Origin of the sequence: Algoriphagus halophilus, from assembly GCF_041729275.1 — a bacterium.
Classification (GTDB): domain Bacteria; phylum Bacteroidota; class Bacteroidia; order Cytophagales; family Cyclobacteriaceae; genus Algoriphagus; species Algoriphagus halophilus_A.
In genome coordinates, this window is the sequence record NZ_CP146486.1 from 2,456,826 (window position 1) to 2,471,498 (window position 14,673).

At 38.7% G+C, this 14,673-nt stretch carries 10 protein-coding genes and 5 pseudogenes; 4 read left to right on the forward strand and 11 right to left on the reverse strand.

Annotated elements, in window-relative coordinates; translation table 11 throughout:
* Positions 1 to 31: 31 nt before the first annotated feature.
* The 5 genes and pseudogenes from acs to V8V91_RS13225 form a co-directional block, all read right to left on the reverse strand.
* Positions 32 to 1,923: pseudogene (acs, locus tag V8V91_RS13205) on the reverse strand (acetate--CoA ligase).
* A 51-nt stretch (positions 1,924 to 1,974) separates the two neighbouring features.
* A pseudogene (locus V8V91_RS13210) lies at positions 1,975 to 3,659 on the reverse strand (sodium:solute symporter family protein).
* 26 nt (positions 3,660 to 3,685) lie between these two features.
* Positions 3,686 to 3,947, reverse strand: a pseudogene (locus V8V91_RS13215) (DUF4212 domain-containing protein).
* A 187-nt stretch (positions 3,948 to 4,134) separates the two neighbouring features.
* Entirely contained in the window at positions 4,135 to 4,887 is a 753-nt protein-coding gene (locus V8V91_RS13220; RefSeq protein ID WP_373400503.1) for a zinc permease, read from the reverse strand.
* 115 nt (positions 4,888 to 5,002) lie between these two features.
* The gene (locus V8V91_RS13225; protein ID WP_373400504.1) at positions 5,003 to 6,067 is read right to left on the reverse strand and encodes an FAD:protein FMN transferase; all 1,065 of its coding nucleotides are present in this window, start codon (positions 6,065 to 6,067) and stop codon (positions 5,003 to 5,005) included.
* Positions 6,068 to 6,189: 122 nt separating this feature from the next.
* Here V8V91_RS13225 and ruvB point away from each other — a divergent pair, with 122 nt between their 5' ends.
* Complete coding sequence (gene ruvB / locus V8V91_RS13230; RefSeq protein ID WP_373400505.1) at positions 6,190 to 7,224, forward strand: Holliday junction branch migration DNA helicase RuvB; 1,035 nt, start codon at positions 6,190 to 6,192, stop codon at positions 7,222 to 7,224.
* Positions 7,225 to 7,520: 296 nt separating this feature from the next.
* On the opposite strand, the gene pgl is transcribed toward ruvB, so the two are convergent.
* Entirely contained in the window at positions 7,521 to 8,093 is a 573-nt protein-coding gene (gene pgl, locus V8V91_RS13235; protein ID WP_373400507.1) for a 6-phosphogluconolactonase, read from the reverse strand.
* A 42-nt stretch (positions 8,094 to 8,135) separates the two neighbouring features.
* Complete coding sequence (gene zwf / locus V8V91_RS13240; RefSeq protein ID WP_373400508.1) at positions 8,136 to 9,662, reverse strand: glucose-6-phosphate dehydrogenase; 1,527 nt, start codon at positions 9,660 to 9,662, stop codon at positions 8,136 to 8,138.
* A gap of 359 nt (positions 9,663 to 10,021) precedes the next feature.
* Here zwf and gndA point away from each other — a divergent pair.
* Positions 10,022 to 11,388, forward strand: a pseudogene (gene gndA / locus V8V91_RS13245) (NADP-dependent phosphogluconate dehydrogenase).
* A gap of 72 nt (positions 11,389 to 11,460) precedes the next feature.
* Here the strand turns inward: gndA and V8V91_RS13250 are convergent.
* The 4 genes from V8V91_RS13250 to V8V91_RS13265 form a co-directional block, all read right to left on the reverse strand.
* Positions 11,461 to 11,964: a hypothetical protein gene (locus V8V91_RS13250; protein WP_373400509.1), complete on the reverse strand. Its 504-nt coding sequence runs from the start codon at positions 11,962 to 11,964 to the stop codon at positions 11,461 to 11,463.
* Positions 11,965 to 12,188: 224 nt separating this feature from the next.
* Positions 12,189 to 12,389 carry a four helix bundle protein gene (locus V8V91_RS13255; RefSeq protein WP_373400684.1) on the reverse strand — a complete coding sequence of 67 codons (201 nt, stop codon included), beginning with the start codon at positions 12,387 to 12,389 and terminating at the stop codon, positions 12,189 to 12,191.
* Positions 12,326 to 12,478 carry a four helix bundle protein gene (locus V8V91_RS13260; protein WP_373400685.1) on the reverse strand — a complete coding sequence of 51 codons (153 nt, stop codon included), beginning with the start codon at positions 12,476 to 12,478 and terminating at the stop codon, positions 12,326 to 12,328. The genes V8V91_RS13255 and V8V91_RS13260 overlap by 64 nt, the downstream gene beginning before the upstream one ends.
* 241 nt (positions 12,479 to 12,719) lie before the next feature.
* Complete coding sequence (locus V8V91_RS13265) at positions 12,720 to 13,283, reverse strand: TIGR00730 family Rossman fold protein (protein ID WP_373400510.1); 564 nt, start codon at positions 13,281 to 13,283, stop codon at positions 12,720 to 12,722.
* A gap of 139 nt (positions 13,284 to 13,422) precedes the next feature.
* Between V8V91_RS13265 and V8V91_RS13270 the strand changes: the two are divergent.
* Together V8V91_RS13270 and udk are read left to right on the forward strand one after the other, a co-directional pair.
* A pseudogene (locus tag V8V91_RS13270) lies at positions 13,423 to 14,003 on the forward strand (non-canonical purine NTP diphosphatase).
* Between the two features lie 30 nt (positions 14,004 to 14,033).
* The gene (udk, locus tag V8V91_RS13275; protein WP_373400512.1) at positions 14,034 to 14,654 is read left to right on the forward strand and encodes a uridine kinase; all 621 of its coding nucleotides are present in this window, start codon (positions 14,034 to 14,036) and stop codon (positions 14,652 to 14,654) included.
* Positions 14,655 to 14,673 lie beyond the last annotated feature (19 nt).

Genomic DNA, 14,673 nt, shown 5'->3' on the forward strand with positions numbered 1-14,673 from the left:
AGAGCCATAGTTTCCCATGGCCCTGTCTCTTTTATTTCCTTCCTTCGATAATCTTAGTAACTACCTCCGGATCAAGAAGCGTACTGGTATCTCCCATATTGTCCAGACTATTTTCTGCCACCTTTCTTAAGATCCTTCTCATGATTTTACCTGATCTTGTTTTAGGTAAACCAGGGACTATTTGGATTTTATCTGGCTTGGCAATCGGTCCTATGATTTTGGATACCATTTCTTTGATTTCATTCACCAAGTTATCCTCCGTACGATTTGTCATGTCACAGATGACATACGCATAAATCCCCTGCCCTTTGACATCGTGAGGATAACCCACGACAGCAGACTCGATTACTTTTGGATGTTCGTTTATCGCATTTTCTACTTCGGCAGTTCCCATTCTATGGCCAGAGACATTGATCACATCATCTACACGTCCCAGGATTCTATAGTACCCATCATGATCTCTCTTTACTCCATCTCCTGTAAAATACATGCCTTTATAGGTTGAGAAATAGGTTTGCTTGCATCGATCATGATCCCCATAGGTCGTCCTAATCATTGATGGCCAAGGAAATTTGATACAAAGGTTACCTTCGGACAGAATTCCCTTTAATTCGTTTCCCTCGGGATCCACTATACAAAGCTGTACTCCAGGCAAAGGCAATGTTGCATATGCAGGTTTGGTAGGTGTAATACCCGCTATTGGAGAAACCATAATTCCTCCTGTTTCGGTTTGCCACCATGTATCTACAATAGGACATCTATTTTGCCCAATATGAGTATGGTACCAATGCCAAGCTTCTTCATTGATAGGTTCACCTACAGAACCTAAAACTTTCAAGGAGCTTAAATCATATCCTTGAATCAAATCTGTCCCATAAGCCTGTAAAGCTCTAATGGCTGTAGGAGCCGTATAAAATTGATTTACTTTATATTTTTCTACGATCGCCCAGAACCTCCCAGCATCTGGGTAGGTAGGAACTCCTTCAAACATCAAGGTTGTGGCCCCAGCTAATAAAGGTCCGTAAACAATATAAGAGTGACCAGTAATCCATCCTACATCCGCAGTACACCAATAGATATCTCCAGAGGAATATTGGAATACATTCTCAAAGGAATATTTGGTATACACCATGTAACCTCCAGTAGTATGCACCACCCCTTTTGGCTTTCCTGTAGACCCAGAAGTGTAGAGAATAAACAACATATCCTCACTGTCCATTTCCTCGGCCACACACTCCGTTGATTCGGCTGCGATTACATCATGCCACCAGAAGTCTCTTCCATCTTTCAACGTCACCTCTTGCTTGGTGCGTTGATATACAATGACGCTTTCTACCGAACTTTTCTCCAAAGCTTCATCTACTATTGCCTTCACAGCTATTTTCTTACTTCCTCTGAAGTTCCCATCGGAAGTTAAAATAGCTTTTGCTTCACAATCGTTTACGCGATCTGCCAAAGCAGTACTTGAAAATCCTGCAAAAACTACTGAGTGGATCGCCCCGATTCTGGCACAAGCTAGCATTGCTATGGCTGCCTCTGGCACCATAGGCATATAAATAATCACTTTATCGCCTTTGCCAATCCCTTTGCTTTTTAAGGCATTTGCAAAACGGCAAACTTCCTGATATAACTCTTTATAGGTAAGCGTTCTACCTTCCTCATTCGGGTCACTTGGCTCCCAAATAATCGCTGGTCTATCACCAATAGTAAATAAATACCGCTCAAAAATATTTTCTGTAATATTCAACTTTCCATTGACAAACCATTGAACATTAGGTTCGTCAAAATTCCATTTCAACACTCTGTCCCACCTCTTCCTCCAATAAAATGAATCTGCAATCCTTGCCCAGAATTCTTCTGGTTGGGTGGCACTTTTTGGTACTCGTGTAAATATCCGCTTAGGGTATGTATTCTATCACTCATGATATTATTGGGTTATCAAAATCATTATTAATTGATTCTTCTAAGTTACGATTAATGATCAACAGCCTTGCCTGCGCCTCTAGGAATTCTTATTTCCTGGATCATATCTTGTACAGATTGGGGTGGTGCTGGAGTAAATTGAGATACTACGATACAAACCAAAAAGTTGATGAGCATTCCGATAGATCCTATTCCTTCTGGAGAAACCCCAAACCACCAATGGTCTGCTGTGTTTAATTCTGGTGAAATAAATTTAAAGTAAATGATGTAGGCCAGCGTAAATACTAAACCAGAAACCATTCCTGCAATTGCTCCCTCTTTATTAATTCTTGAAGAAAAAATCCCCATGATAATCACTGGGAAGAAAGAAGCGGCAGCCAATCCAAATGCAAAAGCCACCACTTGTGCTACAAATCCTGGAGGATTCACACCAAAATATCCAGCTAGAAGCACGGCGCCTGCGGCAGCCAATCTTGCTATCCTCAACTCTTTCTTTTCTGATATTTCCGGTTTAAAGGTCTTAAAAAGATCACGGCTTACAGAAGTGGAAATCACCAATAGTAATCCAGCCGCAGTGGACAAGGCCGCTGCCATCGCCCCTGCAGCTACCAAGCCAACTACCCAGTTAGGAAGTTCAGCAATCTCTGGACTAGCCAGCACCATAATATCCCGATCAATCGTTAATTCATTGGTAGTTGGATCTGCTACATATTGGATTTTCCCATCTCCATTTTTATCATCCACTGCAATCAAATTCGTTTTTTGCCAATTTGACACCCAAACCGGGAGACTGGAAATCTCTTTCCCTGAAGTACTATTAATTGCATTATAGATTCCAAAGGCTGCAATTGCTGGTGCTGTCGTATATAAAATGGCAATGAAAACCAATGCATAACCTGCCGAAAGCCTGGCATCTTTTACTTTAGGTACTGTAAAGAATCGGACGATGACATGAGGCAATCCTGCAGTACCTACCATTAAGGCCAAAGTGATCATAAAAACATCCATCATCCCTTTCCTACCTGCCGTATATTCTGCAAAGCCAAGTTCTCCTAACACACCATCCAATTTATCCAAAAGTGGCGTTCCATCCGCTAACTCCCCTCCTAAACCCAACTGAGGTACGGGGTTACCAGTCAATTGCATGGAAACGAATATCGCAGGAACCATATAGGCAAATATTAATACACAGTATTGAGCCACTTGTGTGTAAGTAATTCCTTTCATTCCCCCTAATACCGCATAGAAAAACACGATGCACATCCCAATAACCACTCCCCACTCAATAGGGACTTCCAAATACCTTGAAAACACGATTCCTACTCCTCGCATCTGACCAGCTACATAGGTAAATGAAATGAAAAGCGCACATATGACAGCCACTACTTTGGCTGTATTCGAATAGTAGCGATCCCCTACAAAATCAGGAACAGTAAATTTTCCAAATTTCCTCAAGTAGGGTGCTAACAGCAAAGCCAGTAATACATAGCCACCAGTCCATCCCATCAGATAAACGGAGCCATCATACCCTGCAAAAGAAATAATTCCTGCCATGGAAATAAATGAAGCAGCGGACATCCAATCTGCTGCTGTGGCCATCCCATTGGCCAAGGGAGAAACTCCACCCCCGCTACATAAAATTCTTTAGTCGAACCTGCTCTGGACCAAATCGCTATCCCAATGTATAATGAGAATGAAAGTCCAACAAGTATATATGTCCAGGTTAATATATCCATTTAATAAAAGGGTTTTGATGATTGATTTACTCTTCGTTGACGTCAAATTCCTTATCTAGCTTATTCATGCGATAAACGTAGACGAAAATCAATACAACAAATGCATAAATGGATCCCTGTTGAGCAAACCAAAACCCTAATTTATAGCCTCCCAAACGAATCGAATTCAATTCTTCTACCCAAAGAATCCCAAAGCCAAAAGAGACTAAAAACCAGATGAGCAATAAAAAATAAGGTTTTGAGGTTCTTTTGCCAGTAGGCTTTCATTTTGCCAGAATCCTTGGACATAATCGTGCGGGTTTATTATTTGGAATCAAATTTAAAAGTAAGTGTAGATTCTTACGAAATGCAACCCATTCGTCATTAATTAATGAAAAATTAAGGTTTAGAACTCTCCATTCCTCATAATATTCTGATTGATAGATAAAACTCCAATCATTTTATGGAACCAAACCGGACTTAAAAAATCAGTATCCTAAAACATATATTCTGATAGAATTGCCAACCCAGCTGCCAAAAAACTAACCAATAGCTTATTCCAATTAAATTTATGATGTGGGCTACTTTCAAAGAATATGGTCGTGGAGATATGTAAAAACCCTCCCGCTACTAGTCCGAAAAGCATACCTACTCCTTCTCTTTCCAACAAACCACTTTGAAATAAATACGCGCTGGAAAACATACCCATTGGGGAAGCAAGCGCAAACAAAGTCAATAAGATCAAAGTCCACTTTTTACTCATGGAGGTGGACAACACTGCTGCCAAGGCAAAAGCGGCTGGACCTTTATGTAGAATTACTCCTGCTAAAACAGTTTTACTATTATGTACATGCCCGAAAGCCTCAGAATCTGCCCCTATTAAGCTCCCATGTGAAAGTAGAGTTCCTTCTAAAAATGCATGCACAAATAATCCTAACATCACCGTTAAAATCCCTGCCTTGGTTTCCCCATGATGGTGATGAATATGGCCATGCTCGATTCCGCTGGACAAAAACTCCAACAATTGCTGAAGGAGAAATCCAATCAAAATATATAGTCCCATTTTTCCTCCCTCATATCCGCTATGGAATAGCTCTGGAAGAATATGTAAAATAGTGATGGAAAATAGATAGGAGCCAGCAAAAACCAATACCAGCTTAAAGTATTTATCCCTGAAATTCGGAGCGATAAAAACCAAAGAACCAGCAAGCAATGCGGTCAAAAAAAGAAGAAGAAAATTTAAAACCATAACCTAGTTTGACCTTTCCTTCATGGAAAGTTGGAGGTATAACTGCGGCAAAGGTAATAAAATTCAATAATGTTGCATTTAAATAGTAGGAGTCTTCAATATAGCCTTGCAAGTTTTAATTTTGAACGAAGGATAAATAGGGCTTGATTTCCGGACTTGCATAGGTTTGATATTCGCCATTGGTATCACTATAAATCAGGAAAACTTGGATTTCTTCTAGCTCTTCATCTAATGCAATTGCTTTTTCTGTCCCCATCACCATCAATGCAGTAGCATAGGCATCAGCGGTCATGCAATCTTCTGCGAGTACAGTGGCGCTTAACAAATTGTGCTCAACAGGGTAACCAGTTTCTGGATTAATGGTATGAGAAATTTTGACAGAATCTCTCACATAAAAATTTCTATAATTACCAGAGGTAGCCATGGCTTTGTCTTGCAAGGCAATGATGCTAAACAGATCAGAAGCATTTGCAGATTCCTCTGGTCTATTTACACCTACCTTCCATAATTCTCCACTTTCATTCACTCCTCGGGCTACCAGCTCACCTCCAATTTCGACTAGATAATTGTTAATCCCTTTTTCCCTTAAGAGATCAGCTACTACATCTACTCCATATCCTTTCGCAATCGAACTAAAGTCCAGATAAATATCATGCAGCTTTTTTCTGACTTCTTTGGAATCAAAGTCTACTTTTTCAAAACCCACTAAATTGAGTAAGTTTTGAATATCAACACTGTCCTTTAACTCAGGACCACTTGGACCAAACCCCCAAATATTAACCAATGGCCCCACTGTTGGATCAAAAGCTCCATCGGTTTTTTGGTTAATTTCTTTACTTGCTTGAAGAACTGGCAATAAATAGGGAAGCTCAAATTCCAGTGTATCTCCTATATTAAATCTACTTAATTCTGATTCTGGGATATAAGTAGACAAACTTTGGTTGAAAACCACTAAGATTGAATCTATAGATGTTTGAAAATCTCTTCCCTCTTTATCCAAGTAAGTGATGTTATAGGTAGTCCCCATGGTTTTACCAGAAAGCGTAATCTTTCCGTTCACCACTACTTCTTCCCTTTCAATTGTGCTAGAAGGGTTTTGATTTCTCCAAATATAAACAAGGATCACCATTGCCAACAGCACCAGTGAATAGATGATATTTTTTCGAGTATTGGGACGCATAGCATTCTTAATTTCGTTGCGAAGTTAAGAGATATTTTTCAGTTTAATGGATTCAGAAGCCTTTCAAAAAGCCTCTCTTCAAGACAGGTATTTTTCTATCTTTGTAGGAGTACGCTAAAATTATGAGAGAAGATTATCTGACAGGTGACGACGAACATCTAAGTTCTAAAGACAAGGAATATGAAAAAGCATTACGTCCGCTAAGCTTTGAAGATTTCACTGGACAGTTCAAAATCGTTGAAAACTTGCGGGTTTTCGTTTTGGCCGCAAAACGCCGAAACGAACCATTGGATCATGTCTTACTTCATGGTCCTCCAGGATTAGGCAAGACTACCCTGAGTCATATCATTGCCAATGAACTTCAGACTGGAATTAAAATTACTTCCGGCCCTGTGTTGGATAAGCCCTCTGATTTAGCTGGTTTATTGACTAATCTAGAGGAAGGCGATGTACTATTCATAGATGAGATTCATAGACTAAACCCCATTGTAGAAGAATATTTGTATTCAGCTATGGAGGATTTCAGGATCGATATCATGTTAGACTCTGGCCCTAATGCTAGATCGGTACAAATTTCTCTCAGCCCGTTCACTTTGATCGGAGCTACTACACGATCAGGACTGCTGACCTCTCCACTCAGGGCTCGTTTTGGTATTATTCTAGACTTGGAATACTATGATGCGAAATTACTAACAGATATAGTCAGTAGATCTGCAGGTATTTTGCAAACTCCAATAGATGAAATAGCAGCCTATGAAATAGCTAGAAGAAGCCGAGGCACCCCTCGAATTGCAAATATGCTCTTAAGAAGAACCCGTGATTTTGCCGAAGTGAAAGGAAATGGAACCATTACCTTAGAAATTTCCAAAATTGCGTTGGATGCATTGGATGTGGATATGAATGGCTTGGATGAAATGGATAATCGAATCCTGATGACCATCATCGATAAATTCAAGGGTGGACCAGTAGGACTAAGTACCATCGCCACAGCCTGTGGGGAAGAAGCTGAAACTATCGAGGAGGTATATGAACCCTTCCTGATCCAAGAAGGATATTTAAAAAGAACTTCAAGAGGTAGAATGGCTACTGAAATGGCCTATAAACACCTCAACATCAAACCTACCCAAGGAATGGGTGGACTATTTGATGGGATTTAATAATAGGGTTAAATCAAAAAATAGTGGTCGATTAAACTCAGGATTACAACCATTTAATCAAAAAAAACCTGAATACAGGTTTATTCTTAAATTCAATAAAAAACCCTCTAAAGTAATTTCAGAGGGCTTTTACATATTTTTTCTAATTGATCAAAAATCCAATTCTTTGGCAGCTTCTTTATCTAAATACCAAATCAAGTCCTCGGAAGTAGGTTTTACCAAGGAGGCAGGATACTTTTCATAATCACCTTCTAGCATCACAATCTCTTTACTTTTTCGGCTTTATTGGGTCCAGTTCAACTAATAAAAGCTACCGCCTTGGCATTGTTAACCACCTTTCCGGTGATGGTCACTCGCTTTTGTCCCGAATCAGGATGAACCGCCACTACACAAGTTTCTTTTGCATCCCATAATTCAATATTGTAAGGGAATATAGAAACAGTATGTCCATCATCTCCCATTCCCAACATGACCAAATCAAATTGAGGGATTCCATTGACGATTGGCAATTCATTCTCTAATATCTTGCTGTACCGAATAGCCTCTTCTTCCGGATCATTTTCCCCTAAAACACGAAAGATATTCTCCTCAGGCATATCCACTTTTGATAATAAGTGGTCTACCGTCATTTTATAGTTGCTTTCCGAATCTGTAGGAGGAACGCATCGTTCATCGCCCCAATAAAAATTGATGTTATCCCACAAGATGTCATCTCCTAGCTCATCAGCGATGTAATCAAAAATGACTTTAGGAGTACTTCCTCCAGAAAGAGCTACATGGATTTTCTCACCTGTATCTGACATTTCCTTCAAAACATAGGCAAATTCTTCTGCGAGGCTATCTTTTGAACTTGAAACAGTAATATTCATCGATTTTAATTTATTATTGATAAAGGATTGGAATGGTAGGCATTAAAGAATGCAGAAGCCAGTTTCGTCAGTTAAGCGCTTACCCGGATTTCTCCAACCAAAATGCCCTTCAAACATTTCGTCAGAATTTCTTGGTCCCCAAGTACCTGCCGCATACCCATATGTTGGAACATCCTCATTTTCCCAATACTTCAAAATAGGGTCCACAAATCTCCATGCTGCCTCCACTTCATCCGCTCTGGCGTACAAGGTAGCATCTCCTTGCATAGCATCTAACAATAGTCGCTCGTACGCATCCATCACCTGCGCAGAATCCAAGTCAGAATAATAAAAGTCTAAATTAGCTTGCTCCACATTGAAACCAAGCCCTGGGACCTTCACTCCAAATTTGATCAAAATGCCCTCATCAGGTTGAATTCGGATGATCAACTTGTTGTCTTTTTGATAGGCATCATGACTTTTAAATACCTCATGTGCAGGAGATTTAAAATGGATGACTACTTCAGTTACTTTAGTAGGCATGTATTTGGCGGTACGCACGTAAAAAGGGACGTCCTTCCATCTCCAATTGTCCACAAAGAATTTGATCGCAGCAAAAGTTTCTGTTTTCGATTCCGGATCAACTCCTTCCTCTTCCCTATAGCCTTTTACTTTTTCACCATTGATAGTGGAGGCTACATATTGGCCTTTCATGGTATGAGTAGACAATACCTTCTCATCTGTCATGATTCGAAGTGATTTTAATGCTTTCACTTTTTCATCACGAATCTCTTCAGCGCTTGCATTGATGGGAGGCTCCATGACGATCAGAGACAAAATTTGAAGCAAATGACTCTGGAACATATCTCTCAGCGCTCCAGACTTATCATAATATCCTCCTCTTTTCTCCACACCTACTGTTTCTGCATTGGTAATCTCTACGTGATGAATATACCTTCTATTCCAAGTAGGTTCGAAAATTGAATTGGAAAAACGAGTTACCAACAAGTTTTGAACTGTCTCTTTCCCTAAGTAATGATCGATTCGGTAAACCTGTTGCTCGTTAAAATACTTATGCAAGCCTTCATTTAATTCTTTGGCAGTCTCTAAACTGTATCCAAAAGGCTTTTCTACAATAATTCTCTTCCATCCATTATCCTCTTTTGTCAATCCAGCCTCACAAAGATTCTTGGCAATGACTTCATACAAACTTGGAGGGGTAGACAGATAAAAAATATAGTTTCCTTCACATCCTTTCTCCTCATTCAAGTGGGCAATCCTATTCGCAAGCATCGAATAATCTGTATCGTATTCCTTACCCAAATCTTGGTAAAAAAGCTTATCAGCAAACTCTTCTATATAGGAAGCCTCCTCTTTGCTGATTTTCTCTTTTAAAAATTTGCTTTCCTGAACTACTTTCTTCCGAAACACTTCGTCACTCATATCACTTCTACTTGCTCCCAACACCACAAAGTTTTCAGGTAGGTGCTTGCCTTTGTATAAGTTGAATAAAGCTGGTACTAGCTTTCGAGCTGTTAAATCTCCTGATGCCCCAAAAATAATGAGCATCTGGTTTAATGTTTTTTTCATGTGTAGGTCTGTATTTTCAGCTCTTCAATCCAATTAAATGCCTTGAATCTCCCAATGTATTTTTTAGCAAACAGGTTCCTCTTTAGGGATAATTCACCAAAATTAATTCACTTCAGAAGGTTCATGCTTCATTTTTTATAGTTGAATAGGCCAAATTTGAGAAACAGGGTTAATTGATTAAGATAAAAAAGTGAACAATTGCCACTTTAATTTAATTTTGCTCTGCAGTCGCAAAATTAAGGCTTATTTATTTTAATTAACATAAGATCTAAAAATGAATGCCTTGATAATTTTAAGTACAATAGAACTAAAAAATGGATTATAAAGACTACGATTTTGGCCTGGTTGGTCTAGGAGTAATGGGTCGGAATTTTATTTTGAATGTTGCGGATAATAATTTCAAGGCATTTGGATATGACCTAGATGAGGAGAAAGTGGAAGCACTTAAGAAAGAAGGTGGAGATCTTTCAAAAGTAAGTGCTTCTACGGATATCAAAACATTTGTACAGGCATTAAGCAGCCCAAGAAAAATCATGCTGCTAGTACCTGCCGGTAAAATCGTAGATCAAGCCATTGAAAGTCTCCTTCCTTATTTAGATAAAGACGATATCATTATCGATGGAGGAAACTCTTTTTTTACTGATACTGACAGAAGAGAAGCCTATTTGAAGGAAAGAGGAATTCACTTTTTGGTTCTGGAGTTTCTGGAGGTGCTGAAGGTGCAAGAAAAGGCCCAAGCATTATGCCTGGAGGGGATAAAGAAGCCTACCAGCATGTAAAACCAATTTTTGAAGCAGTTTCAGCTAAATACAAAGGAGAGCCTTGTGTCGCTTATTTGGGCCCTAAATCTGCCGGAAACTATGTGAAAATGGTGCATAACGGGATTGAATATGCCATGATGCAATTGACATCTGAAATTTATGATTTGTTGAAGAAGTCCAGTGGATTGTCAAATGAAGAACTTCATCAGGTTTACTCCAAATGGAATGAGGGTAGGCTTCAATCCTTCTTGGTGGAAATTACAGCTGAAATCTTTACCCAAAAAGATGATCTTACGGATGGCGATTTGGTGGATATGATCCTGGATAAAGCCAAACAAAAAGGAACGGGTAAGTGGACTTCTCAAAATGCGATGGATTTAGGAATCCCTGTTCCAACCATTGACATGGCGGTAAGCATGCGTGAAATTTCAGCCTTGAAAGATGAAAGAATTCTGGCAGACAATCTCTACAATCGCCCTGAAAAACCTTCAATTTCAAAAGAGGAATTAATTGAAAAGGCAGAACAATCACTGTATTTTGCTTTCATCATCGCCTATGCACAAGGATTACATCAGCTTTCCTATGCATCAAAAGATTATGGTTATGAGTTGGATATGGCTACAATTGCCAGAATCTGGAGAGCAGGTTGCATTATTCGAGCAGGTTTATTAGCCGATATTGCTGAAGCATATATTGCTGACAAAGAAGTTCCTAACCTTTTACTTTCCCCTTCTTTTGTTCCCAAAGTCCAAGAGACTTTACCTGCAGTGAGAGACATGGTAGCCTTTGCAGCCAAATCAGGAATTCCTGTACCTGGTCTATCTAGTGCGCTTAGCTATTTTGATGCCTACACATCCAGCAAACTTCCTCTAAATTTAATTCAGGCACAAAGAGACCATTTTGGTTCTCATACTTATGAAAGAATTGATAGAGATGGGATTTTCCACACCGAGTGGGGAGCATGATAAAAAGCAATGGTCAATAGTCAGTGATCAGAAAATAGAAAAAAAGGAAGTAAAATATTTTACTTCCTTTTTTTATCCGATTTTTAGTTTCAGTTCACCGTGTCTTTTCACCACCTTGAGCTCAAAATATTGATTTATAAATCCTTTGCAATGGTTTTCAGCCCACTCTGCTCTGGACTCGGTATCAAAAAGTAAAGTCATTCGGAGCATCGTTTTGACATATTGCTCATAAATACCCATCTCTTGCACATATCCAACTAATGCAGCAGACCAATCTTCTTTGAATTTATCCAGGTGAGTTCTACCGTCAAACAACATCTCCAATTGATTATCACCATGCTTAAACCGATAGATTCCGCAAAGTTGTCTATAGATTAACTTTACTCGATCTCTTGGAAATTCAAAAGTATCCAAGATTTGTGCATAGGTCTGATCCATCAATCTTAAAGGATTATACAAAAGCGTATAGGATCTCTTTAATTCAAATACCATTCGATCGATTAAATCCTCCTCCAACTCTGATTGAGCTTGGCGTAGGATGTAGTTTTTGTCTAATGGAAAAAGCTTTTGAATCATTTTAATACTGTTGACCCGCAAAAATAAGAAATATTATTTTTAGTATGGTTTTAAATTTTCAAAAGGAATATTGGAAGTTTATGGAGATAAGAAAAAAGATTAGAGATTGGGAGAAAAAGAGATTAAGCATTTGGGAAAATACAAGATTGTGGATTCCAATATAAAGACATTAGTAAGACAAGGAGAGTAAATTGTATGAGCTTAAGGTATTAGAGATTGAAAGATTAAGATGATTTATTTTTTAGGTTTTCCTTTTTTAAATAGTATATAAAGCCATTCAAAACCTTTATTGATTCTAAAATTAAACTTCTTATTTCCGAATAGACTTCCTCTTCAATAAAGCCATTATCTTTTATCTCAATCAAATGATCCAATAATTCTGATAAAGATCCTCTTGAATAATAGTAAAACTTGTTGGACTCCAAAAATGAAATCGTCCCCAACCTTCTGCTATGTTAGCTGTAGTAGACCTAGAAGCTCTTAAAAGTTGAGAGCGAAGTTCAATTTTCAGAATCTGGTAAGCAAGGAATGACCTTAGTTTTTATTTCTCCTTTCAATTTGTAAGCTAATTGCCAACATCTAAGATCCTCAAAAGTATCTGCTCGAGTCATATTAAAAATATTTTTAATCGAAAATACTAATTTATTCGTTGAGCCAAATCACTTGATAAATATTTAGTGTCCAAAATGGGGCTTAATCTTCCATTTAGGTTACTCTCCCATTCTCTATTTTCCATTCTCTTTTCTCTACACCATCTACCAATCCCCCTGCCCTTTGGCTTTGTAAGCACTCATTTTATCTAAAATTTCTACAGGATCATCAGATACAATCAACAATTCTTCCTGCTCAGGATATAGGAATCCTTCTTCCATGGCATGTTTTAAAAAATCCAACAACTTATCATAATATCCATTCACATTATAAAGTGCCAATGGCTTTTGAATGTAATGTAGCTGGTTCAAGGTCATGATTTCAAACAATTCTTCTAGTGTCCCTATTCCTCCTGGAAGTGCGATAAACCCATCTCCTTTCTCGGCCATTAGCCATTTTCTATCTCGCATAGTTTCTACAATGACCAAATCAGTACAACCTCGATGAGCCACTTCTCGATCTACCAGCTTCTGAGGGATAATTCCAATCACTTCTTTACCTGCTTGCAGCATTTCATCTGCAATCACCCCCATCAATCCTACTCTCCCTGCTCCATATACCAATGAATGATCTCTTTTGATCATTTCTAAAGCCAGTGACCTGACTCCAGCTTCATAGTACGGGCCTTCCCCTTTTCGAGAACCGCAATAAACGGTGATCTTTTTCATAGTCTTCCAATAAAAAGTTGAATTCGAAATTACGACTTTCAGGTTCAAAGTAGATAAAACCGTATCTATTAATCCGATCCCCGAGCCAATCCACAGGATTCTTAACACAAATTTCACAAGGATATGTTAATTTTAAGCTATGAAAATCTGTTTTGCTACCAACAACCAAAAGAAAATTGAAGAGGTCAAAGCTGCCTTAGGAAACGATGTAGAAATTTTATCTCTTCAAGAAATTGGTTGCTATGAAGAACTTCCAGAAACTGGAGACACCTTAGAGCATAACGCATTTCAGAAAGCCCAATATGTCAAGGACCATTATAGGGTCGATTGCTTCGCAGATGATACTGGACTGGAAGTGGATGCTCTAGAGGGAGAGCCAGGAGTATATTCTGGAAGGTATGCAGGGGAGCCGAGAAGTGATGAGCGAAACATCGATTTGTTGTTGAAAAACTTAGGGGAATCTAGCAACAGAACAGCTCGTTTTAAAACTGTCATCGCACTCCTCATCGGAGATGAAAAATATAAATTTGAAGGAATAGCAGAAGGGGAAATACTAAAAGTAAGAATCGGCTCAGGTGGTTTTGGTTATGACCCTATTTTTAAACCTAATGGATTTTCAAAGACATTTGCCGAATTGAATATGGAAGAAAAAATGCAATCAGTCACCGAGGAAAGGCCGTGAAGGGACTTATCAACTTTTTGAACCAAACAAAATCCTGAGAAAGGTCTGAAAAATTTTAACTTTGCCCCATGAAAAAACCATTAATCGTCGGGATAACCGGAGGTTCTGCCTCTGGCAAAACTCTTTTTTTAGAAAAGCTACTTAGCTCATTTGAACCTGACGAAGTATGTTTGATTTCACAGGACAATTATTACAAACCACGGCATCAACAGCCCATCGATGCTCAAGGAATTCATAATTTTGACACTCCACATAGCATTGATTTTGAGGAATACGCATCTGATATTCGAAAAATTCAAGCCGGAGAATCTGTTCAGCGGGAAGAATACACCTTCAATAATGCCTCAAAAACACCAAAAATCCTTACTTTCCGTGCTGCACCTGTGGTGGTGGTGGAGGGAATCTTTGTACTATATTATCCAGAGCTTGCAGAGTTACTTGATCTCAAAATTTTTATTGACGCGAAAGATCATATAAAACTTAAACGCAGGATTATCCGTGATAAAGTAGAACGAGGCTATGACTTAGACGATGTATTATATCGGTATGAAATGCATGTGATGCCTACCTATGAGAAGTATATCAAGCCCTTTAAAAACGAAGCTGATTTGATTGTTCCAAACAATCATAATTTTGATAAAGCTCTGGAAGTCATAAGAATATACCTTAGAGCCAGGTCTGGAAAGTAGTCATCGTGAAAAAGTTCCA